The organism is Shewanella pneumatophori, from assembly GCF_023283895.1.
Classification (GTDB): domain Bacteria; phylum Pseudomonadota; class Gammaproteobacteria; order Enterobacterales; family Shewanellaceae; genus Shewanella; species Shewanella pneumatophori.
On sequence record NZ_JAKILB010000012.1, the window covers coordinates 17498 to 40992 of the forward strand.

The 23495-nt window shown below is 43.9% G+C and carries 16 protein-coding genes; 8 read left to right on the forward strand and 8 right to left on the reverse strand.

Features of this window, described 5'->3' with window-relative positions:
* Position 1 precedes the first annotated feature (1 nt).
* The 4 genes from glgX to L2740_RS16465 all read left to right on the forward strand — a co-directional run bounded on the left by glgX (position 2) and on the right by L2740_RS16465 (position 7736).
* Positions 2-2188 carry a glycogen debranching protein GlgX gene (gene glgX / locus L2740_RS16450; RefSeq protein WP_248951194.1) on the forward strand — a complete coding sequence of 729 codons (2187 nt, stop codon included), beginning with the start codon at positions 2-4 and terminating at the stop codon, positions 2186-2188.
* Positions 2185-4680, forward strand: coding sequence for a glycogen/starch/alpha-glucan phosphorylase (locus L2740_RS16455; RefSeq protein WP_248951195.1), 2496 nt, complete (start codon positions 2185-2187; stop codon positions 4678-4680). The genes glgX and L2740_RS16455 overlap by 4 nt, the downstream gene beginning before the upstream one ends.
* Positions 4681-4742: 62 nt before the next feature.
* Complete coding sequence (gene glgC / locus L2740_RS16460; protein ID WP_248951196.1) at positions 4743-6011, forward strand: glucose-1-phosphate adenylyltransferase; 1269 nt, start codon at positions 4743-4745, stop codon at positions 6009-6011.
* 3 nt (positions 6012-6014) lie between these two features.
* Positions 6015-7736, forward strand: a complete 1722-nt coding sequence (locus L2740_RS16465) for a glycogen synthase (protein ID WP_248951197.1) — start codon at positions 6015-6017, stop codon at positions 7734-7736.
* A 161-nt stretch (positions 7737-7897) separates the two neighbouring features.
* Here the strand turns inward: L2740_RS16465 and L2740_RS16470 are convergent, their stop codons facing one another.
* The 8 genes from L2740_RS16470 to ettA form a co-directional block, all read right to left on the reverse strand.
* The gene (locus L2740_RS16470) at positions 7898-8371 is read right to left on the reverse strand and encodes a LabA-like NYN domain-containing protein (RefSeq protein ID WP_248951198.1); all 474 of its coding nucleotides are present in this window, start codon (positions 8369-8371) and stop codon (positions 7898-7900) included.
* A 275-nt stretch (positions 8372-8646) separates the two neighbouring features.
* Positions 8647-8859 carry a hypothetical protein gene (locus L2740_RS16475; protein ID WP_248951199.1) on the reverse strand — a complete coding sequence of 71 codons (213 nt, stop codon included), beginning with the start codon at positions 8857-8859 and terminating at the stop codon, positions 8647-8649.
* Between the two features lie 228 nt (positions 8860-9087).
* Positions 9088-12201: a multidrug efflux RND transporter permease subunit gene (locus L2740_RS16480; RefSeq protein ID WP_248951200.1), complete on the reverse strand. Its 3114-nt coding sequence runs from the start codon at positions 12199-12201 to the stop codon at positions 9088-9090.
* The gene (locus tag L2740_RS16485) at positions 12202-13314 is read right to left on the reverse strand and encodes an efflux RND transporter periplasmic adaptor subunit (protein WP_248468791.1); all 1113 of its coding nucleotides are present in this window, start codon (positions 13312-13314) and stop codon (positions 12202-12204) included.
* Positions 13315-13692: 378 nt separating this feature from the next.
* Positions 13693-14772: a metallophosphoesterase gene (locus L2740_RS16490; RefSeq protein WP_248951201.1), complete on the reverse strand. Its 1080-nt coding sequence runs from the start codon at positions 14770-14772 to the stop codon at positions 13693-13695.
* A 62-nt stretch (positions 14773-14834) separates the two neighbouring features.
* Positions 14835-15971, reverse strand: coding sequence for an acyltransferase family protein (locus L2740_RS16495; RefSeq protein WP_248951202.1), 1137 nt, complete (start codon positions 15969-15971; stop codon positions 14835-14837).
* A gap of 236 nt (positions 15972-16207) precedes the next feature.
* Positions 16208-17458, reverse strand: a complete 1251-nt coding sequence (locus L2740_RS16500) for a hypothetical protein (RefSeq protein WP_248951203.1) — start codon at positions 17456-17458, stop codon at positions 16208-16210.
* A 277-nt stretch (positions 17459-17735) separates the two neighbouring features.
* Positions 17736-19403, reverse strand: a complete 1668-nt coding sequence (gene ettA, locus L2740_RS16505; protein ID WP_248468787.1) for an energy-dependent translational throttle protein EttA — start codon at positions 19401-19403, stop codon at positions 17736-17738.
* A 268-nt stretch (positions 19404-19671) separates the two neighbouring features.
* Between ettA and glyA the strand changes: the two genes are divergently transcribed.
* The 4 genes from glyA (at position 19672) to L2740_RS16525 (ending at position 23383) form a co-directional block, all read left to right on the forward strand.
* On the forward strand, positions 19672-20928 hold the full coding sequence (gene glyA / locus L2740_RS16510; protein ID WP_248951204.1) for a serine hydroxymethyltransferase: 1257 nt from the start codon (positions 19672-19674) through the stop codon (positions 20926-20928).
* A 146-nt stretch (positions 20929-21074) separates the two neighbouring features.
* Entirely contained in the window at positions 21075-21524 is a 450-nt protein-coding gene (gene nrdR / locus L2740_RS16515) for a transcriptional regulator NrdR (RefSeq protein ID WP_012154416.1), read from the forward strand.
* A 68-nt stretch (positions 21525-21592) separates the two neighbouring features.
* Positions 21593-22714 (forward strand): bifunctional diaminohydroxyphosphoribosylaminopyrimidine deaminase/5-amino-6-(5-phosphoribosylamino)uracil reductase RibD, encoded by a 1122-nt coding sequence (ribD, locus tag L2740_RS16520; protein WP_248951205.1) that lies wholly within the window; start codon positions 21593-21595, stop codon positions 22712-22714.
* A gap of 3 nt (positions 22715-22717) precedes the next feature.
* Positions 22718-23383, forward strand: a complete 666-nt coding sequence (locus L2740_RS16525) for a riboflavin synthase (protein WP_248951206.1) — start codon at positions 22718-22720, stop codon at positions 23381-23383.
* The last annotated feature ends 112 nt before the right edge of the window (positions 23384-23495 follow it).

Consider the following 23495-nt stretch of genomic DNA (forward strand, 5'->3'; position numbering starts at 1 on the left):
AATGCGGGTATTAGCCGGCAGGCCTTACCCATTAGGGGCAACTGTTGAAGATGGCGGCGTCAATTTTGCGCTATTTTCAGCTAATGCCACTAAGGTGACCTTGTGTTTATTTGACCGCAGTGGTCATTTTGAAACTCAGCAAATTGTGCTTGAGCAAAACACGCAGCAGGTTTGGCATGGGTTTTTAACAGGCATTGAAGCAGGTCAAGTATACGGTTATCGCGTTGATGGTCTGTACGAGCCCCATTCTGGTCATCGCTTTAATCCACATAAATTGTTACTCGACCCCTATGCTAAGCAATGGGTTGGGCAATTTGTTGAGCACGATAGTCATTATGCATACGATAAGAGCAGTAGCGATGAGGACTTATCACTGGATCTGCGCGATAACAGTGAGTTCATGCCCAAATGTAAGGTCATCGATGTTAGTCACTTAACTCCAATCGCACCTTTGCAAAGAGGGCAATTTACCGAGAACCTAAGTCAATCGGTTAACTTGGCTAATGCGGCTTTAGCGCCAACGCCTACACCAATAGCAGAAAGCATCCTCTATGAGCTACATGTTAAAGGGTTTACCCAGCAACATTCTCAAGTAGCGCCGCGTTATCAAGGCACTTTTTTAGGCCTAGTAGAGCAAGAACCACTTGAATATTTAACCCAGCTTGGAGTGACTGCTGTTGAATTACTGCCAGTACACAGTTTTATCTCAGAAGCGTTTTTACAAAACAAAAGCTTAAGTAATTACTGGGGCTACAACAGTCTAGGTTTTTTTGCGCCCCATAGCGGCTATTTAAGCCACGCCAATATCGATGAGTTCCGCCAAATGGTAAGTAAGCTGCACCAGGCTGGCATCGAAGTCATATTGGATGTTGTTTATAACCATACAGCAGAAGGTAATCATTTAGGGCCAAGCTTAAGTTTTAAAGGCATTGATAACCTGAGTTATTACCGCCTGCAAAGTAATGATAAACGCTTTTATATCAATGATACAGGTTGTGGTAATACCCTAAACATTAGTCATCCTCGAGTGTTGCAGTTAGTGATGGACTCGCTGCGCTATTGGGTTGAAGTGATGGGTGTTGATGGTTTCCGTTTTGATTTAGCCAGTACGCTTGGGCGCGAGTCTTATGGTTTTGATGCTGGTGCAGGCTTTTTCGATGCAATAGCCCAAGATCCGCTGTTAAGCCGGGTGAAGTTAATTGCTGAGCCTTGGGATATTGGCCCAGGAGGTTATCAGCTTGGGGCTTATCCTCAAGGGTGGAGTGAGTGGAACGATAGGTACCGCGATACATTAAGGCGCTTTTGGCGCGGTGACTTTGGTATGTTGCCAGAGTTTGCTCGCAGAATTCATGGCTCTAGCGATCTGTTTGAACATTCTGGCCGAACCCCGAGTGCCAGCATTAATTTTATCACTAGCCATGATGGCTTTACCTTGTATGATTTGCTCAGCTTTAGCGAGCGACATAACTTAGCTAATGGTGAAGATAATCGCGACGGTCACCAAGAAAACTTTAGCCATAATCATGGCGTTGAAGGGCCAACCGAGCAGGCGGATATTATTCGTCTGCGGCAGCGGCAATCTCGAAATTTACTCACCAGTTTATTGTTATCTCAAGGCATCCCTATGTTGCTGGCAGGCGATGAGTTTGCTCACAGTCAACAAGGTAATAATAATGCTTATTGCCAAGATAATCCGCTGACTTGGCTCAATTGGCAACACAGTGCAGAGCAGCAACAACTCATTAAATTCACCCAGAATCTGATTAGTCTAAGAAAGCGTTTTCAGGCGCTTCGTTACCCGCGTTACATTCATAACAATACTCAAGATAACTCACCATTATTAGATTGGTTTTGCCGCCAAGGCGAGCCGATGAGCAAGGTGTTGTGGGCTGAGGGGCAAACTCGCAGTTTAAGCCTTGTGCTGCGCGGAGAGTTAGATGCAACTGAGTCTGGTGAGCAAGCATTGTTATTGATGCTTAACAGCGATGAACAAGCGCTAGAGTTCACCGCACCGCCGTTAAATGGATTTTCTGCTTGGCAACAACTCATCGACACCCATGCTGAAGCACTTGATGAGCAAATTTGCCTGACTGATAAGGCTGCCACGCTCGACGCTAATCAAACCCTATTGTTACCAGACCGAAGCTTAATGTTGTTTTACGCCAAATCACAAGGAGTGACTGCATGACAACGCCTGTAAAACCGAATGTTAAAAGTAAGTCCAAAAAGCAAGTTACTGCCAAAAAAGCTGCTGCAAACAGTTTGCCGCAAGATTTAGATGCCTCATTAGCTAAGCGAATGCAACGCCACGTTAGCCATGGATTAGGCCGTGATAAGCATAGTAAACAGGAGCTATTTCAAGCATTAGCGCTGAGTATTAAAGAGGAGATGCTTGCACGTTGGCGGGCAACTCGTCAGCTAGATAGTCAGTTTGAGTGCAAACAGGTGGCGTACTTATCGCTGGAGTTCTTAATGGGCAGAGCCATGGGCAACGCGATTATGAACTTAGACTTGTTGCCTGAAACCAAGGCGCTTATGCAAGATTACGCTGTTGAGCTCGAGGAGCTTGAAGAAGTTGAGCATGATGCTGGGCTTGGTAATGGCGGACTTGGCCGGCTGGCAGCGTGTTTTCTTGATAGCTGCGCCAGCCTTGATTTGAGTGTAACAGGTTACGGCATTCGTTATGAATATGGCATGTTTGCCCAAAAGCTGGTGGACGGTTTTCAAGTAGAGCGTCCAGATCGCTGGCTTAGAGAAGGTAATCCGTGGGAGGTGCGCGTCTCTGAGCATAATGTCACTGTGCCATTTTTCGGCCACACCAGCAGTTATGTTGACCCTAATGGTCGCCGCAATGTGGTTTGGTTAGACACTCAAGATGTGTTGGCCGTTGCTTATGATATGCCTGTGCCGGGTTATAAGAACGATCGCATCAATACCTTAAGGCTGTGGAAGTCTGAAGCGACTGATGACTTTGACTTAGAAGAGTTTAACCAAGGTGATTACACCGAAGCGGTAGCAAGAAAGAACCTTGCAGAGCAGATCACTATGGTGCTTTATCCCAATGATGCCAGTGAAAATGGCAAAGAGCTGCGCTTACGTCAGCAATATTTTTTAAGCTCGGCCAGTCTGCAAGATCTACTCAATAATTGGGTTCGCAAACACGGTAACGACTTTAGCCAATTTGCTAAATACAACGTGATGCAGCTTAACGATACTCACCCAAGTATTGCTATTCCAGAGCTGATGCGTTTACTCGTTGATGAGCATTTCCTTGAATGGGACGATGCGTGGCAAGTTGTCAGCCAAACAATGGCTTATACCAATCACACCTTGCTACCTGAAGCGCTAGAGCGCTGGCCTGTACGTATGCTGGGGCATATGTTGCCGCGTATTTTAGAAATCATTTTTGAAATCAACGCCCGTTACCTAGAGCTTGTTGCCCACCAGTGGCCGGGAGACGAGCAAAAGCTCGCGGCGATGTCGATTATTGAAGAAGGTCAAGAGCAGCATGTGCGTATGGCATATTTAGCCATAGTTGCCAGCTTTTCAGTTAATGGTGTGGCCGGGCTACATAGCAAGTTATTGACCTCAGGTTTATTTAAAGACTTCTATCAATTGTGGCCTGAGAAGTTTAATAACAAGACCAATGGTGTGACTCCAAGGCGTTGGCTAGCTCATTGTAATCCAGAGCTTGCGGCATTATTAACCAAGCGTTTGGGCGCTGATTGGGTAAGCGATTTAAGCCATCTTAATGCGCTTAATGCATTTACCGACGACAAAGCATTCTTGCGTGATTGGCAGCAAGTAAAGCTTAACAATAAAGCGGTACTAAAGCAGTTGATTAAAGCTGAATGTGACGTTGATTTTGATGTCAACATGCTGTTTGACGTGCAAGTAAAACGCATTCACGAATACAAACGTCAGTTACTTAATATTTTGCACATCATCCACCTTTATCACCAAATTCAACAAGGCAACACCAGCAATATGGTGCCGCGCTGTATCTTAATTGGTGGTAAAGCCGCACCTGGTTATGCCATGGCCAAGCTGATTATTAAATTAGCTAGCAATGTGGCGCACATGGTCAACTCTGACGCTGAGGTGGCTAAGTACCTAAGAGTGGCCTTCCTACCAAATTATAACGTTAGTGCGATGGAAAGAATCTGTCCGGCGACAGATGTTTCCGAACAGATCTCCACCGCGGGCAAAGAAGCGTCTGGCACTGGCAACATGAAGTTTATGATGAATGGTGCGGTCACCATAGGCACCTTAGATGGCGCGAATGTGGAGATGCTAGAGGAAGTCGGTGAAGACAACTTTTTCTTATTTGGCCTGACTGCTGAGCAAGTGATGGAGCAGCGCCTTAATTATCAACCACAGCAATTTATCAATGCCTCGCCCGCACTTACAGAGGTATTAAGCCTGATTGAAAGTGGCCACTTTAGTTTATTAGAGCCGGGGATTTTCGCGCCGTTATTAACCGCAATTACCAGCCCAGATGATCCTTGGATGACGGCGGCTGATTTTGAGTCCTACCGTTTGGCGCAAGAGCGCGTGGCTAAGGCATACAAGGACCCTATCACTTGGACGCAAATGAGTATCCGTAATACTGCGGCAAGTGGCCGTTTCTCTAGCGATGTCACCATTGCTCAATATCGTGATGAAATTTGGAGAGCGTAATAGATGGAACAGACCAATTTAATTCAAATCAATTTAGTAGCAAGTTCAAGGAGTGAACGTACATGACCAAAACCAACCCGCGCTATATCAGTAATTTAACTCGTGACACCTACGCTATTATTCTTGCTGGTGGCCGAGGCTCTCGCTTGCATGAATTAACCGACTGGCGTGCTAAGCCTTCTCTGTATTTTGGCGGTAAGTTTCGTATTATCGATTTCCCATTATCAAACTGTATTAATTCAGGGATCCGCCGCATTGGTGTCGTTACCCAATACAAGTCTCACTCATTAATTCGTCACGTTATGCGCGGCTGGGGCCACTTTAAAAAAGAGCTAGGCGAGTCGGTAGAAATTTTGCCTGCATCGCAGCGTTACTCTGACAACTGGTATCAAGGAACTGCGGATGCGGTATTTCAAAATATCGATATTATCCGCCATGAACTGCCGAAGTACGTGATGATTTTATCTGGCGATCATGTCTACCGCATGGATTATGCTGGCCTTTTAGCTACTCATGCTGAATCTGGCGCCGATATGACAGTATCTTGTTTAGAGGTGCCAGTTGCTGAAGCGACTGGAGCATTTGGTGTAGTTGAAGTGGATGAGTCTAAGCGTATTCTTGGTTTTGAAGAAAAACCTGCATTGCCAAAGCATCTGCCAGAAGATCCTGAGATGTGTTTAGCCTCAATGGGGAATTACGTTTTTAATACTGAGTTTTTGTTTGATCAGCTAAAGCGTGATGCGCAAAATGAAGATTCAGACCGTGACTTCGGTAAGGATATTATTCCCGCAATTATTAAAGAACATAAAGTCTACGCCCATCGTTTCCGTAGCGCCTTTCCAAATGAAGAAGCCTATTGGCGCGATGTGGGCACTTTAGATTCTTTTTGGCAGTCGAATATGGAGCTGCTTTCTCCTACTCCAGCGCTGAACCTTTACGATGCCAAATGGCCAATTTGGACCTATCAAGAGCAACTACCGCCAGCAAAGTTTGTGTTTGATGACGATGACCGCCGCGGTATGGCATTAGACTCAATTATTTCCGGTGGTTGTATTATCTCTGGCTCCACAGTGCGTCGTAGTGTGCTGTTTAATGAGGTGCGAGTTTGCTCTTATTCAAGTGTTGAAGACTCGGTGATCTTGCCTGATGTGGTCATTTTGCGTAATTGCAAAATCAAAAATGCCATCATTGACCGCGGTTGTATTATTCCAGAGGGCAGTGTGATTGGTTATAACCATGAGCAGGATAAAGCTAAAGGCTTTAGAGTGTCTGAAAAGGGCAAGGTGTTAGTCACACGCGACATGCTAGGTTTACCTGTGGGGTACGAGTAATTTATGTCGATATTGGATAATCAATATAATCCCCCTCAGGCAAGAGTGTTAATGCTTGCGGCTGAAAATGGCGCCATCCCTGGCGCTAAAGTTGGCGGCATGGCTGATGTGTTACGTGATCTGCCGCTTGCGCTGGCAAAACTCAATATCGCGGTTGATGTGATAATGCCAAGCTTTGGCTCATTAATCGCTTCGGCAAATGCCCATTGGGTAGCTAACATTGACGTTGATTTTCAAGGGCAACATCAGCGCGTAGCGGTTTACCGCGCTGCTAACCCAAAACTTGAAAACAGCCACTTTTACCTTTTTGAACATGGGCTGTTTAACGGCAGCCTTGGCGCTTATTCGCAAGGGGATGCACAGCGCCCGTTTGCTGAAGATGCGACCAAGTTTGCACTGTTTAACTTGGCGGTAGCCGAAGCCCTAAGTCAGGATTTTTATACCGATAAACCGCGACAGGTTTTTAACGAGCTTCCTAGTCATATTCATCTGCACGATTGGCATACAGGCATGTTTGCAGCGCTGCGCGCTTTTGATCGCCGCTACCGCTTTTTACAAGACTTGCCTTGTGTGTTTAGTATTCACAATTTGGCACTGCAGGGCATTAGGCCGTTAAGTGGTGATTCATCGTCGCTTGCAGCTTGGTATCCAAGATTAACTGCTAAACTTAGCCCCGAGCAGCTTTGCCAGTTACAAGACCCGCGTTATTACAACTGTGTCAACCCTATGCGCGCAGGCATAGTGCTTAGCGATAAAGTGCATTTAGTCTCACCGAGTTACGCCCATGAAGTGCTTCGGCCATCGGCGCCAGCACAAGGCTTTTTTGGTGGTGAGGGACTAGAGCATGACTTGCAAGCAAAGCTAGATAAGCAGGCATTGGTGGGGATTTTAAATGGCTGTATGTATGGCGATGAAACACAAGCAACTGACTCTTTAGCTGCGAGCTGTGATTCAAAACTCGATTTTGTTGAGCAAGCTTTAGATAAGCTTATTAATTGGCAAGTGGGAAAATTGCAGGTCAGAACTCAGGACTTTATTGCTCAGAGTCGATTGCAGCAGTGGCAATCTGGCAGCCTAAATAGCGTTAATCAAGCCAAAGATGTTAAAGGCTCAAACGCGCAGCAGGCATTTTTGTTGACCTCAGTTGGCCGCTTAACTGATCAAAAGGTGATGATATTGCGTCATCGCTTTTCTTTAGAGGTGAGTGACAACAGCTTGCGCGGTAAAACCGTGTTAGAAGTGCTGCTGGCGAAACTTGCTGAGCATGATAGCCACGCTCGCTTTGTGATGCTTGGTAGCGGTGATAATGCTATTGCCCGTGAGTTTGCTGATATCGCCGCCAGACATAAGCAGTTTATTTTTATGGATGGTTACGATGAGCAATTATCAAAACAGTTATATGAGTTAGGCTCATTGTTTTTGATGCCGAGTTCATTTGAACCTTGTGGGATCAGCCAGATGTTAGCAATGCGAGCAGGGCAGTTGTGCTTAGTTAATCATATCGGCGGCCTTAAAGACACGGTACATCATTTAGAGACTGGTTTTGTATTTGAGGGCGAGGATATACAGCAGCAAGGTTTATCATTGTTAGCGACCTTTGATAAGGCGTTATCTATGGCTGGTAGTGCGACATGGCAGCAAATGCAGCAGTGCGCTAAGTCAGTTCGCTTTGACTGGCTAAGCCAAGCAAAACGCTATAAAAGCGCGCTTTATGATTTGGTTTAGCGAGTTGTATTAGTCGCTAAGATAGCCCAGCGTAAATATAATAAAGGCTCAGCCAAATTAGTGGTTGAGCCTTTTTTATTTAAGCTTTTATCGTTAACTATAAGGTTAAAATAACAAAGCTACCGTCATGAGCTTAAAGCAACAAGGCTAAAGTAAAGAACTTAAAGCAACAAGCTAGGGTCGATTTCATGGTACTGGTTAACAGAGTCAATCAGTGATTTTGCGGTTAAGCTTGGCACGCCATAAACCTGAGTTTCCACGCCATACTTTTGCTGGATTTTTTGCATCAGCAAATCAAAATCTCCGTCACCGGATAGCAAAATAACACTGTCTACTTCACTTGCTGCTTCCATAATATCTATAGTTATGCCCACATCCCAGTCACCTTTGGCTGAGCCATCACTGCGCTGGATAAAAGGTTTTAGTTTTACCTCAAAGCCAATGTGTTTTAATGCGTCTTGAAACTTGAGCTGGCCGTCATCACCGCGATGAATTGCATAAGCGGTGGCCTGTACTATATCGCCCTCATAGCCTAAATGTTGCCACAGTTTACGATAGTTAAACTGTTGGCCGTAGGCTTGGCGACAGGTGTAGTAGATGTTTTGCACATCAACAAACAGAGCGATTTTTTTCAAAGTAGACTCATTTAGTTAGGCTCATTTAGTAAGACTTAATTTTGCTGAGCATAGGCAGAAGTTGTTAGCTAGCTAGATAGATAGATGCTAATTGATGAGACTAGCACTAACTCACAGCGCTCGCACTAATTGATTACACTCGTACCGGCTCATTGCGCTTGCATTGACTCATGAGACAAGCCGACCATCTTGTGATAGTCGATTATACATAACGATACTTTAGTTGTGTTGTTAGTTATGTTGCTAGCTATGCGGTTAGCGAGTGTTACAACTGATTATATATAGATATCAATATCAGGTAGGTAGTTTTGCGATGATTGGCGTCTATCGTAGGCCTTTAGTTTACTGTTCGCTCGATTGTCGCGTCCTGAGCGTCTTTCTACAATAAATTGGCCGTCAATATGCACAGTGTCAAAGATATTACTGTCATCGGTGTCAATTGAGGAGTCATAGTGAGCATTGTTGCGAGTAAAGTCAGTTTCATCCATAAGCGTGACCTCCTTGTGCGAATAAAGCGTTTGCTAGGTGGCAGTATATCCTCCTGCCTTAATACCAATAAGTATAGAATCAATATCAAGCTTTGCTGTGTGTTTTTATACCAATCAGTAAAAACAAAAAGGAGCTCATATTATGAATATGGGCTCCTTTATAGTGAGTAAGATTATTGCTAGTTAGCTTTTACTCTCCAGCTGTGACTTATCATCAAGTCATCAATATTATGATGATTGTGAAGTTAGCTGCTTATGCTCTTCAATGGCTTTATCAAGCTGTGACTCAACAAAACCTGGCGATTTGGTTGCCACAGAGATCAAGCGGTACATAGCTGGGATAACGAGTAGGGTTACAAAGGTGGCAAACGCCATACCAAAGAACACTACAGTACCGACAGAGATGCGGCTCTCTGAACCTGCACCAGTTGATAAAATCAGTGGGATTGCACCAATTAGCGTAGTAAATGCCGTCATCAAAATTGGACGTAAGCGACGAGTCGATGCATCAATAATCGCTTGCTCAATTTCAAGGCCTTTATCGCGCAACTGGTTAGCAAATTCAACGATAAGAATACCGTTCTTGGTTACCATACCAATTAGCATGATCATGCCGATCTGGCTGTAAATATTTAGGCCTTGGCCGGTTAGATACAAACCTAGGAAACCACCAAATACCCCCATAGGTACAGTAAACATCACCACTAACGGGTTAATAAAGCTTTCAAACTGCGCTGCTAATACTAAGTATGCAACCAGCAAGGCTAAACCAAACACAATAAAGATACTGCTTTGGTTTTCTTTAAAGTCTTTTGACTCACCGGTGTAAGCAACAGTGATATCGCTTGGCAGCATTTCAATTGCTTTTTGATCTAAGAAGTCTAACGCTTCACCTAAGGTGTAACCTTCGCCTAAGTTGGCTTTTAAGGTGATCGACTTTTGCTTGTTGTTGTGGCTAAGTTTAAGCGCTGATGCCACTTCTTCAATATGAGTAATGGTATCTAAGGTGATGAGCTCGCCTTTGTTTGAGCGCATATAAATTTGGCTTAAATCGGCTACGTTATTAAAGCTATCTTCATCGCCGCGCAGATAAACATCGTACTCTTCTCCACGCTCAACAAAGGTCGTTTCGCTGCGGCCACCAAGCATGATCTCTAAGGTTTCAGACACTTCTGCAACACTAATACCAAGCTGCGCTGCACGTTCTTTGTCAACGGTAACCACAAGCTCTGGTGATGTTTCTTTATAGTCTATTTCAGGGCTATCAAATATCGGGCTGTATAGGGCTTCTTCCTCAAGCATTGTTGCCCATTTAAATAGCTCTTGATAATCAGAACCACCAAGTACAAATTGCACCGGCTCACTTGAACCGCCTCTGAAACCCGGTAGTAAAGGACGTACCATCACATCTGGAATACCTTTTAACGCGTTGGCGATAACGCCTAATGCTTGTTGTGCATTAACGGTTCTGTCGTTCCAATCTTCTAGCTGAATGATCACAAAGCCTGTTTGGTCACCCGCGCGGCCGCCAAAGGCTGGTGCTTGAATACTAAATGACTTAACTACGCCTTGGCCTAACAATGGCATTAGCTTGTCTTCTGCGATCTCCATGTTCGCAGCCATACGGTTGTAACTGGTGCCTTCTGCGCCTTTGATAAAGGCGAAAATCACACCGCGGTCTTCAGTTGGTGCAAGTTGAGCAGGAACCTGTTGCATTAACCAGCCACTACCAAGCACACAGGCAATAATCACCAGTGGCGCAGCTAAACGTAAATTCACTGCTTTAGTGACCATTTTACGGTAGCCATTCTCGAGGCGATTAAAGGCACAATCAACGATGAGGTTAAAGCGATTTGGCTTAACATTGGCCTTGAGGATTTTACTGCCAAGTACCGGCGTCAATGTTAGTGCGATCAGCGATGAAAACAGTACTGAAACTGCCAACATGACAGAGAACTCGGTAAACAGGAGTCCAACCATACCTTCCATAAACGAGATCGGTAGGAACACCATTACCAGTACTGCGGTGGTTGCCATCACCGCAAAGCCAACTTCGCGAGTACCATTGTATGCCGCGAGTAATGGCGGCTCGCCTTTTTCGATATGGTGGAAAATATTTTCTACAACAACGATGGCATCATCTACTACCAGGCCGATAGATAAAATCAGTGCCATTAGCGTAAGTAGGTTAATTGAATAACCAAATACGTTGGCAGCAATAAATGCTGAAATAAGCGATACCGGTACCGTCACTGCTGGGATTAAGGTGGCTCTAGCTTGGCCAATAAAGATGTATAACACCAAAATTACTAGCAAGGCGGTTACCGCTAAGGTGCTAAATACTTCATCAATAGAGCGGTCGATAAATACCGTAGAGTCGTAATCGACAATCAACTTGGTACCGTCTGGTAAAAAGTCTTGGATTAGCTCGACTTCTTTGTGAACGTCTTGCGCCACTTCCAACGGGTTTGCATCAGATTGGGCTACGATACCTAGGCTGATGTTAACCACGCCGTCGCTTTTAAAGGTTGAGTTCTCGTTTTCAGCGCCAATAAATACGCTGGCAACATCTTTCAAATAAACTTGAGAGCCATCGCTTTCTGTGCGTAGAACTAAGTAATTAAAGTCTTCAGGGCTTTGATAAAGGCGGGCTGTGCGCACTGCCATAACCGTTGTATCGTTACGGACTTGGCCGCCCGGCGTTTCAACGTTTTCTTTGTTTAGTACATTAACAATATCTGAGGTGGTAATGTTACGGCCAGCCATAAGTTCAGGCTTAAGCTGCACATACATTACCTTGTATAGACCACCAGAAATATCAACGCTACTAACGCCAGAGATCAGACTGAATCTGTCTTCTAATACGCGCTGAGCATAATCAGTCAGCTGAGTTCTATCCATGATAGATGAACTTAAATTGACATAAACTGAAGGCTCACCAGTACCGTTGTCTTTAGATACCACAGGATCGTCAGCTTCATCTGGAAGACGGCGCTGAGCCCGCGCTACAGCGTCGCGTACGTCACTGACGCCTTCTGTTAGATCCCACCCGATGAGGAAGGTCACGGTAATACGCGACATACCATTGCGGGTAACGGATTCGATTTGGTCGACACCACTAATACCGGTTAATTCAGATTCTAGTGCAGTGGTGATCTGGCTTTCTATAATGGTGGCAGACGCACCAGAATAGGTGGTCATTACCGTGACGACAGGGCTTTCTACATCTGGCATTTCGCGTACTGCGAGCTTGCTAAATGACACCATACCAAATACGCACAGCAGTAAGCTTAATACAATGGCGACAACCGGGCGTTTCACTGAAACATCAGACAACCACATTTAGATGCTTCCTCTTGCTTGTTGCTCTTCTTGCGCTGCTTTAGCTTGTTTGTTAGCAAGAGCCGATTCGGCTAAATCATCGACACGTAAACCATCGCGCATATTTACAAGGCCTTGAACTACTACTTTATCGCCAATTTTTATGCCGTCAGTGATTAGCACTTCATCGTTAATACGTGCTCCTAGCGTCACTTTAGTGCGCTTAGCAATGTTGTCTTCACCGATAACATATACAAAACGGTTAGTCCCTGAATACTCTAGTGCTTGTACTGGAATAACAGGCTCAGATACGCTTGGGAATAGCATAGTTGCCGACATCAACATGCCAGGTTTTAACTGGTGCTTTGGATTACTAAACTGAACGCGGACACGCAGGTTTAAGGTGTCTTGGTTAACGCGTGAATCAATAGCGATAACTTTGCCGACAAACTCTTGCTTAGGCCAAGCGCGGCTCTTTGCGACCACAGACATACCAATACTTAGCTGTGATAAGTAGTTTTCAGGTACTTGAAGGTCAAGGCGCATGCTAGATAAGTCATCTAATGAAAGAAGTTCGCTGCCAGCGGTAACCATCTTACCTTGGCTAAAGTCGATAAGACCTGCTGTACCCGCAAAAGGGGCACTTAAATAATGATAATCAAGATCGGCTTGCGCGGCGGCTAGGCGCGCTGCAGCCATATCAACACTGGCTTTTTGAGCATCAATTTCTGTTTTAGTAATTGCGTTTTGGTCAATCAGCTTTTGGAACTCTTTGAGCTTTCTTTTTTCATCTGCAAGGTAGGCTGCCGCTTCTGCAAGTGATGCTTGCGCTTTGGCATCGTCAAGTTGCACTAAAATCTGCCCTTGGGTGATCTCTTGATCTGTGTTGACTTGCACAGATTTAATTTTGCCGGCGATTTGCGGCGCGATAAAAACTGATTGCTCGGCATCTAGCTTGCCGATAAGTGAAAGCGCCTGAGATAGCTCATGTTGTTCAACAAGGCCGGTTACAACAGGAACAGTACGAACGGCGCGTTCTTTTTTATCAGAGCGCTTTGCTTCAGAGTAACTGCTGTAGGATACCGCACCTACAACAACCAGTATTAAAGGGACAAGATAATATGATGGTTTCATGAATGATTACTTAACACAGCCAAAGTTGGGATTATTGTAGATAAAAATCCAGCTTTGTACGGTAAAGCAATGTAAAGTAAAGAAAATTAGAAGTTAACGTTTTACATTTCTCGATCTTAAATTTTGCATATTTAACCAATGTGCATCTTTGTTTTCATTATTTGATCAAGTGCGTTTATCCATCACTGCTATTGTAGCTTTGTAGACTATGTTGGCGAGCATAAATTGCAGCGGAATTTAGCATGCTTTATTACCTAGAGTATTGCTCTGGGCATTGTCTAGAGATTAAGTCTTATGCGGCTAATTGGCATTTGCTATAAGCAGTTAATTTACAGCTTTAGTTATAGCGGGCTAAGAGTGTAAGTCAGCTAAGCTAAATTATAACGGCTGACGGGCACCATTATATAAGCCACGAATAAGCTCACCATTTTCAATCAATAGTAGCTCACCCTGTACGCCGCGTTTGATACTGCTATCAACAGCAATAAGCTTATTATTAAATAGGCCCAGTACTTGCGTTTGTGAGGTATGGCCGACAGTAATATGCCTTACGTTGAAATAGGCCAAAATCTTATCGAGTTCAGCCTCTCTGAAGCTATCTTTAAAGTAACCGCGGTACCAAGTTGGTCCATTGCCGTAAAATAGGAAGTTGAGTAGCTCATCTTGTTTAAGCTCTTTTTTAGAGCGACCAATGTTATCGCGAAATATCTGATTGGCTTGGCTAATTGTCAGCTCTCTTGTTAGCCATTCGCTGCTAATGCCACCGTGCATATATAGCACGTCGTTAATTTTGACTAAGGTATGTTTACTGCGAAGCCATTGGCCGATCTCAGTATCTTCTCCATAAAGGGCATCGTTGCTTTTATTCAGCAACTTACTGGCTAAATCGTAACGCTGGTGGACGTAGCGTAAATCTCCTCCAAGCACCATTTGCTCATGGTTACCCATCAATAAATGCAACATGCCGCCAGCGGCTTTGGCTTGGCGATCTAACTGATACACAAACCAGAGCACTTCATTGATTTTATCGCCGCGGTCAAACATATCGCCGGTGATCACCATATGACCATCGCCAAAGGCCCAGTTATTATTGGCATCAATAATGTTTTGATTCTTTAGTAATGTGATTAGTACATCGTATTGGCCATGTACGTCACTTAGGGTGACAATCTTTTTAATGCCATCGTAGCTGTCAGGCATGATCTGCTTTACGGTATCGCTAAGTAGCGGCTGTGGTAACTGACCACAGTTGTCTGGTCGAGTTAGCTGCTTATCGCTGGCATAGTTGTGTTTAAGCTCTGCATTACACACCCAATAAGCACTGTGCTTGGTTGCCTTTTTTGCGCTTGAGTCATTAAAAACATACGGTCCATCAAATTGATATGCCAGCGGCTCTGATGCCTGTAGTTGCCATGTGCTAGCCAGTAATGTTGCAGCTAGTAAAAGAGATTTAGTCATTGTTGTCATTCTTATTTTATTTTTTAAATCAAAACTATATTAAGTGATAAGCAGCAGATAAGTTACCAGCCGATAAGGTAGCGACTGCGTTTGCTGAGTAGCTTTTTAATAATGATGGCAATCAGATAAGAGATTGCCACCACAGCTAATGTGACCAGTAGCGTAGTAAAAATATTGCCTTGGTTGGCTAGTCCAAATAAGTCTGGGCTGTCGTATATCATCCACCAAGGCGTGGTGATCCAGGGGTGAATAAAGTAGATAGCAAAACTCACCTCTGCCAGCTTTTGCAGCGGTGCAATCGAGATATGTTCGAACTTATTCAAAATGGCCAAAATGACTAAGGTTAACAGGATTTTTTGCGGCAACATTAAATCAGGTACAGTCATTTCAAAAGGCTCTTTATTGAGTGTGCCTGCACCAAAGAATTGCGCCTGAATAAGTGCAAGTGCAATTCCTGTGAGTAACATAGCTAGCCAGTATTTATCGATAAAAGGAAACAGCTTATCGCGATGAGCTGAGCCCCAAACCCCCAGCAAATACACTGGCAAAAAGTACACTAGCGATTGAATTGCATTTAAATTTGAAATGGGCCTGTGCACCATAATCGCGATTAAGAGCATAGGTATGGCGTAATACAGTACCTGTTGTTTTTTGATTAGCTGCATGACCCAAGGTGACAGAGCAAACAGCATCATACCCATAGGAATGTACCAGTATGCGGTAAGTGTGCGACCAGTAATTACATACCAACTTGCAGCTGCAGCAGGACCAGAAATATCGGCCATCTCTTTATGCATCATAGGATCGGTGCCAACGGTTAAGTGCCAAACAATCCAAGGTAGTGACAGCAGCAGGTAAGGAAGAAAAACAAACTTAGTTTTGTTTTTCATGTATTTCTTGTAGTCCCAGCGGTGGTAGAAAACGTGGTGAAATAAAAAGCCTGAGATAAATACAAAAAATACCGTGCCATTCATCATTAAGTTAAACCAGGCTTTATCGGCAAAGGTTTCAATTTCCCAGCCTGCTGGACGGTAACAGTGAGCCATAACAATAAAAATAATGGCGATGCCACGAAAGTGGTTGATGCTGTTTAAAAATGCTTTGGGCTTTTTGGGAGCTGTTGTTGCTGAATCGTGCGTATCAACCGGCTGAGTAGTTGTTTCGTCCGTTTTGGTTTCATCCATTTTCTTTTCAACCATTCTTTTTCCAACCATGGTATCACGCTTATTGTTGTTATTTTATACGGTTAGCATACTCACGTTTGGTTAACTTAGTCTAATTTAATCGCAAGATTTATGAGTAAAAGTGGTAACCAATTATAAATAGTGATGAAGCTGGAAAAGTTCAACAGGAGTGATTAATGGGCTTAGGTAAGCGAATATTCGCTACCTACTTAAGCCTGATTAGACCTTAATAGGTAGCATTGCCGGCCTTGTTATTGGCGTAACTGCTCGGTACTAAACTCAGCGTTCTGTTGGTTAGTCGTTGCAGGGATCCCGATAAAGTACTCATAAGCCTGTTCTTTATCAGCCTTATTCTTTGTTGCTTTGCTTGGGGTAGGGATCGTTGTGTTATCAGCTAACAAGGTAAACTTAGCTTTAGGTTTCTTGGTTTCAGAGCTATTGGCTGTGGTTTTAGTTTTAGCTTGGGTTTTTACTGGCAGTGCAGGCGGCAAAAGCTCAACACTGTTATTTTTGCTGACAAGTTGTTTGTTAGCTTTGACATGCTCGAACTTGTAGCTAAATACGCCATTGCCTTCGATTTTTTCAATACTTGATTTATCGCTATTTTGATAAGAAGCCAAGATCCCATGTTTACCTAGTGGCACCTCGTGGAATATTTTTGTGCCTGTGCCGACTTTGACTCCATTGATATACCAGTCTGCAGCGACATTGCTGACTAGAGTGATCATGGCTGAACGTAAGCCGAGTTTTTCATTGATAACGGTATCGATTTTACTGTTATAAGACGGCTTAAAGTTCATTGCTACTTTATAGCGTAGATCGCCAGTCATATTCATACTTGCGTCAGTGACTTCATAAGATAGCAATACGCTTTTATCATTCAAAAAAGGAGATTCACTGCGGGTACTGGATAAGATTTCAGACTTGGATTTTTTTAAGCAATCAGAAATTGACTGAAACTTAGAGCATTGAGTGCTGCCATCGAGATCAACTTTTAGCTTGCTTGAAGATTTTGACAGATCAGCGAGCAGGCGGTTGATAATGTCTGTTTTTAATTTAAAGAGTTGCTGGCTTCTATCAAGACGTTGTTCTTCGACGATTTCATATTCTTGCTGCACTATAACGCGTTGACGCTCAATCGCTGCTGCATCTATTTTGGTTTTTTGGGTTAGGTTGGCAGTTGAATTAATATTGGCTTCAATTTGACTATAAAATTGCGCCATATTAGTTTTGGCGAGAATTTTATTAGGCAGCTGAGCGATAAGATCATCATAAGCCACTTGATTAGCTGTAATGCTGTCTTTTAACTCTTGTAAATCATAATAGCGTTTGTTGAGCTGAGAGAATTTGTCGTTAACAGTGATCAGTTGAGAGTCAATATTATATTGCTGTTCGATCTCTTTTAAGGTGGCTTCTTCCGAAGGAGTGATTACCTTCAGGTTTGCAAATGAATTAGTTGAAAATAAGCATAAAAGCGCAATGGCTATAGAACCGTATCTCACTGAAAACTCCATTTAAATTAATCCAATACTGTAAACAACCAATCCTTTTTTGATTGTAACGACAAGGCTATGGAATTGTTGCGAACCATAGATTTTGAACGCATGTTACTCAACTTGGTTTGGCTTTACAAATAGATTATGTAGATAAATGACGATTTTTTGACAGTGATGCTTAATAGGTGAAAAGTATGAAGGATGACAGAAGGGATGTATAAAGAAAGAGACCAATAACATTGCTGCCAAGGTCTCTATCATTATTACTATTTATGCGTTGATATTACTTAACCATGCGCTTGTACTTTAAGCGGTGTGGTTCAACAACATCGGTACCCATAGTTTCTTTCAACCATGTTGAGTACTCAGTGTAGTTACCTTCATAGAAGTTAACTTTACCTTCGTCACGGTAGTCTAGGATATGAGTCGCGATTCTATCTAGGAACCAACGGTCGTGCGAAATAACCATGGCGCAACCAGGGAACTCAAGTAAGGCTTCCTCAAGTGCACGTAATGTTTCAACGTCCAAATCGTTGGTTGGTTCATCGAGTAACAGAACGTTACCGCCAGCTTGTAGTAGCTTAGCTAAATGTACACGGTTACGCTCACCACCAGATAATGTGCCGATGATCTTTTGCTGATCGCCACCACGGAAGTTAAAGCGGCCTACGTAGGCGCGGCTTGGAATTTCAGTGTTGTTGATGCGCATAATGTCTTGGCCGTCAGAGATCTCTTGCCAAACTGTGTTCTTATCGTTCATTGAATCACGGAACTGCTCAACCGAAGCGATCTGCACTGATTCACCTAGCTCTACGGTGCCGCTATCTGGCTGCTCTGCGCCTGAAATCATCTTAAACAGGGTTGATTTACCCGCACCGTTCGCACCTATAATACCGACGATAGCGCCTTTTGGTACTGAGAAACTTAAGTTATCAATCAGTACGCGGTCACCGTAAGATTTGGTTAGGTTATTGATCTCGATAACCTTGTCACCTAGACGTGGTCCAGGCGGAATAAATAATTCGTTGGTCTCGTTACGCTTTTGGTAGTCGTTAGTATTAAGCTCTTCAAAGCGAGCCATACGCGCCTTACCTTTAGACTGACGGCCTTTCGCGCCTTGACGTACCCACTCAAGCTCTTTGGCAATCGTCTTTTGACGAGCACTTTCTGTTGCTGATTCTTGCTGTAGACGAGCATCTTTTTGCTCAAGCCAAGAAGAGTAGTTACCTTCCCACGGAATACCTTCACCACGGTCAAGCTCTAAGATCCAGCCTGCAGCATTGTCTAAGAAATATCTATCGTGGGTAATTGCCACAACAGTACCTGTGTACTCTTGTAAGAAGCGTTCTAACCATGCAACTGATTCAGCATCCAAGTGGTTGGTTGGTTCATCAAGTAATAGCATGTCTGGCTTTTCAAGTAGCAGACGACAAATTGCTACACGGCGGCGCTCACCACCTGATAGCACTTCGATTTTCTCATCCCAATCAGGAAGGCGCAGTGCATTAGCTGCGCGATCTAGCACTACATCTAGATTGTGTGCATCTTGTGACTGAATAATAGCTTCAAGTTCACCTTGTTCTTTAGCAAGTGCATCAAAGTCAGCATCTGGCTCTGCATAAAGGGCATAAACTTCATCTAGACGTACAAGCGCATTTTTGGCATCAGCAACGGCTTCTTCAACAGCTTCACGCACAGTTTGGTTTGGATCTAGTTTTGGTTCCTGTGGTAAGTAACCAATTTTCAGATCTTGCATTGGGCGAGCTTCACCCTCAATTTCGGTATCTAGGCCAGCCATAATACGTAGAAGGGTAGACTTACCTGAACCGTTTAGGCCCAAAACACCGATTTTTGCGCCAGGGAAAAAGCTTAATGAGATATCTTTAAGAATTTGTTTCTTAGGCGGGACAATTTTGCCCACTCTAAGCATGCTATATACAAATTGAGCCATGTTTAGTTCTCTTTAATGGTATTTGTTCTTTTGTTGAATGGCGCTAATTCTACTTGGTTAAAGGCAGAATTTAAATCTCAATTAGCCGGGTTATAACCATAGTTGATTGTTTGCAGATACAGATCGATTTTGGACGATTGGCACTTTTTACAAAACTCACTCATCTACAAATGCAAGTAATTTCATGATGCAAATGCTGGGATTGTGATCGAATGCGCTGTAGAATACGCGCAACCCTACTAGAAGAATTTTACAGCTGGAGTGAGTAATGCTGAAAAAAGATATGAATATCGCGGATTACGATCCACAACTATTTGCAGCAATCGAAGATGAAACGCGTCGCCAAGAAGAGCACATCGAACTCATTGCTTCAGAAAACTACACTAGTCCTCGTGTTATCGAAGCGCAAGGTACTCAGCTTACTAACAAGTATGCAGAAGGATACCCAGGCAAGCGCTACTACGGTGGTTGTGAGCATGTTGATATCGTTGAAGAACTAGCTATTTCTCGTGCAAAAGAATTATTTGGTGCAACTTACGCTAACGTACAACCACACTCTGGTTCACAAGCAAATGCTGCAGTATTTATGGCATTACTACAAGGCGGCGACACTGTTCTAGGTATGAGCCTTGCACACGGTGGTCACCTAACTCACGGTTCACACGTAAGCTTCTCTGGCAAGCTATACAATTCAGTTCAGTACGGTATTGATGAAACTACAGGTAAGATTGATTACGCTGAAGTCGAGCGTTTAGCTGTAGAACATAAGCCTAAAATGATCATCGCAGGTTTCAGCGCTTACTCAGGTATTATCGACTGGGGTAAGTTCCGCGAAATCGCTGATAAAGTAGGTGCTTACCTATTTGTTGATATGGCACATGTAGCGGGTCTTGTTGCTGCTGGTATTTACCCAACTCCAATGCCACACGCTCACGTTGTGACAACAACAACCCATAAGACGCTTGCAGGTCCTCGTGGTGGTTTGATTTTATCTGCTTGTAATGATGAAGATATTTACAAGAAGCTAAACTCAGCGGTATTCCCTGGTGGCCAAGGTGGTCCTTTAATGCATGTTATCGCTGCTAAAGCGGTTGCATTTAAAGAAGCACTAGACCCAGAGTTTACGACTTACCAAGAGCAAGTAGTTGTTAACGCTAAAGCAATGGCACGTACGTTCATCGAACGTGGTTATGATGTGGTTTCTGGCGGTACAGACAACCACCTATTCTTGCTTGATTTGATCAGCAAAGATATCACTGGTAAAGATGCTGACGCAGCCCTAGGCAACGCTAACATTACAGTGAACAAAAACTCAGTACCAAACGATCCACGCTCTCCATTTGTGACCTCTGGTCTGCGTATTGGTTCTCCAGCAATTACCCGTCGTGGTTTTGGTGAAGAAGAGTCTGTATTACTGACTAACTGGATGTGTGACATCCTAGATGACATTTCAGATCTAGCCGTTAGCGAACGCGTTAAGGGTCAGGTTCTGGAATTGTGCGCTAAGTTCCCTGTTTACGGTTAACCTTAAGCGTTAAATCAGTTAGACTCCTATGGCCGCATTTATGCGGCCATTTTTGTTTATTCGAACATACTTTTTATCCGGGTTTACTTGCTAAGGTAGCTCCCTACCTTGTGATTGAAATCCATTAACTGCTAAGCGGAGGCTAAATGCATTGTCCATTTTGCAGCGCAACTGACACAAAAGTGATTGATTCGCGCTTAGTCGCAGACGGCCATCAGGTGCGTCGACGTAGAGAGTGTGTTCAATGTCATGAACGTTTTACTACTTTTGAAGGCGCTGAACTCGTTATGCCTCGAGTGGTAAAACAAGACGGCAGTCGCCAGCCATTCGATGAAGAAAAGCTACGTGGCGGTATGTTAAGAGCCGTTGAAAAAAGACCTGTATCTATGGATCAAATAGAGCAGGCATTAACTAAGATTAAATCAACTTTACGTGCCACAGGCGAGCGTGAAGTAAAATCTGAAATGATAGGTAACTTGATGATGGATCAGTTGGTTAATTTAGATAAAGTTGCCTACATACGCTTTGCATCAGTTTACCGCGCCTTTGAGGACGTTTCAGAGTTTGGTGAAGCCATCGCTAAACTGCAAAAGTAAACTACCTGACAAGGGCTAGGTGGATAACTTGGTCCTTTATCAATCGAACAATCGGAATTGCCGCCATTATGTGGTCTATTGAAGACAGTCAAATGATGAGCCTTGCCATTGAATTGGCACAAAAAGGCATGTACACCACACGTCCAAATCCAAGTGTTGGTAGCGTTATTGTTAAAGACGGTGAAATTGTGGGTGAAGGTTACCACATTCGCGCCGGCGGCCCTCACGCTGAAGTTTATGCGCTAAATATGGCAGGTATTGATGCTCAAGGTGCGACTGCTTATGTCACGCTTGAACCTTGTAGTCATTACGGCCGAACACCTCCTTGTGCTAAAGCCCTTATCGAACATGGTGTCAGCCGTGTGGTTATTGCGGTAACGGATCCTAATCCTGAAGTATCTGGCCGTGGCATTGCTATGCTACGTGAAGCTGGCATTAAAGTGGATGTAGGTTTGATGACCACTGAAGCGATGCAGGTTAACTTAGGCTTTCTAAAGCGTATGGAGAAAGGCCTGCCTTGGGTAACGGTCAAACTTGCTGCCAGTCTTGACGGAAAAACCGCATTATCAAATGGTGTTTCTAAGTGGATCACAGGGCCTGAAGCTCGTAGTGATGTGCAGCGCCTGCGAGCGCGCCACTGTGCAATTGTAACTGGCGTTGAAACCATTATTGCGGATAACCCTAGTTTAAATGTACGTCATAGTGAGTTAGGCTCTCTGGCAAATCAATTAGCACCGGCAGAAATCCACCAACCACTGCGTGTAGTGGTTGATACTCATGCGCGTCTTGGCACTGAGCTAAACTTATTTAAGCAAGCAACACCAGTACTATTGGTCAGTGCTAAACCGTATCCTGAAGAGGTGCAAGCAGCGTGGCCAGAACATGTATCACAGCAGATTTTGCCAACGGTTAATGGCCGTATAGATTTAACCGCCTTACTTGGCTTATTGGGTAAAACCTGTAACTCAATACTGATTGAAGCGGGCGCAACCTTAGCTGGCGCGGTTGTTAATCAAGGTTTAGCCGATGAAATCGTGCTCTATCAAGCGATGAAAATCCTCGGTGGTCAAGGGCGAAACTTATTGGCATTAGATGACTTTCAAGCCATGTCTGACATTCCGCGTATCAACCTAATCGATGAGCGCAAAGTGGGTAAAGATACCCGCTTAACGTTAAGAGTGAGTAAGTAGTTTATGTTTACAGGAATTATTGAGTCTGTTGGCCACTTAAGAAAAGTGGAACGTCGCGGTGATGATATTCGCTTAACGGTAGCCAGCGGCAAATTAGACTTATCAGATGTAAAGTTAGGCGACAGTATTGCTACCAATGGTGTGTGTTTAACCGTTGTTGAGTTAATGAGTGATGGATACGTGGCAGATATTTCTGCAGAAACTGTCAGTTTGACGGGGTTCTCTCATTATCAAGTGGGCAAAGCCGTTAACCTTGAGAAAGCGGTGACACCAACCACTCGTTTGGGCGGACATATGGTCAGTGGCCATGTAGATGGTATTGCCCAAGTAGAGGATAGACAGCTACGTGGTCAAGCCATTGAATTTTGGTTATCACCACCACAAGAGCTAGGACGTTATATTGCTCATAAAGGCTCGATTACTATCGACGGTGTGAGCTTAACGGTAAACGAAGTACAAGGGCATAAGTTTAGATTAACAATTGTGCCGCATACCGCAGGTGAAACTACGCTCGTTGACTTAAAAGCAGGTGACAGTGTGAATATCGAAGTGGATTTAATCGCCAGACACTTAGAGCGATTAATGAGCTACGGTAGCCAGCAAGCAGATGGCGCACCAAAATCAGAAGTCACCATGGAATTGTTAGCTCGCTCAGGGTTTTTAAGATAAACACTGGCTTAAGGGCTGTTTGGCGATTAAATTTGTCTGCAGTCGCTTATTTTGAGCAATAGATACAAGAATAATCATTAAATTCTTACTGAATAAGCGCATTGACCTCGAT

Excerpts from the sequence above, each read along its gene's own strand:
- L2740_RS16525 (WP_248951206.1), top strand. The coding sequence starts at position 22,718 with ATGTTTACAGGAATTATTGAGTCTGTTGGCCACTTAAGAAAAGTGGAA.
- L2740_RS16475 (WP_248951199.1), bottom strand. The coding sequence starts at position 8,859 with ATGGATGAAACTGACTTTACTCGCAACAATGCTCACTATGACTCCTCA.
- L2740_RS16455 (WP_248951195.1), top strand. The coding sequence starts at position 2,185 with ATGACAACGCCTGTAAAACCGAATGTTAAAAGTAAGTCCAAAAAGCAA.
- glyA (WP_248951204.1), top strand. The coding sequence starts at position 19,672 with ATGCTGAAAAAAGATATGAATATCGCGGATTACGATCCACAACTATTT.
- nrdR (WP_012154416.1), top strand. The coding sequence starts at position 21,075 with ATGCATTGTCCATTTTGCAGCGCAACTGACACAAAAGTGATTGATTCG.
- glgC (WP_248951196.1), top strand. The coding sequence starts at position 4,743 with ATGACCAAAACCAACCCGCGCTATATCAGTAATTTAACTCGTGACACC.
- L2740_RS16495 (WP_248951202.1), bottom strand. The coding sequence starts at position 15,971 with ATGGTTGAAAAGAAAATGGATGAAACCAAAACGGACGAAACAACTACT.
- ribD (WP_248951205.1), top strand. The coding sequence starts at position 21,593 with ATGTGGTCTATTGAAGACAGTCAAATGATGAGCCTTGCCATTGAATTG.
- ettA (WP_248468787.1), bottom strand. The coding sequence starts at position 19,403 with ATGGCTCAATTTGTATATAGCATGCTTAGAGTGGGCAAAATTGTCCCG.
- L2740_RS16490 (WP_248951201.1), bottom strand. The coding sequence starts at position 14,772 with ATGACTAAATCTCTTTTACTAGCTGCAACATTACTGGCTAGCACATGG.
- L2740_RS16480 (WP_248951200.1), bottom strand. The coding sequence starts at position 12,201 with ATGTGGTTGTCTGATGTTTCAGTGAAACGCCCGGTTGTCGCCATTGTA.
- L2740_RS16465 (WP_248951197.1), top strand. The coding sequence starts at position 6,015 with ATGTCGATATTGGATAATCAATATAATCCCCCTCAGGCAAGAGTGTTA.
- glgX (WP_248951194.1), top strand. The coding sequence starts at position 2 with ATGCGGGTATTAGCCGGCAGGCCTTACCCATTAGGGGCAACTGTTGAA.
- L2740_RS16485 (WP_248468791.1), bottom strand. The coding sequence starts at position 13,314 with ATGAAACCATCATATTATCTTGTCCCTTTAATACTGGTTGTTGTAGGT.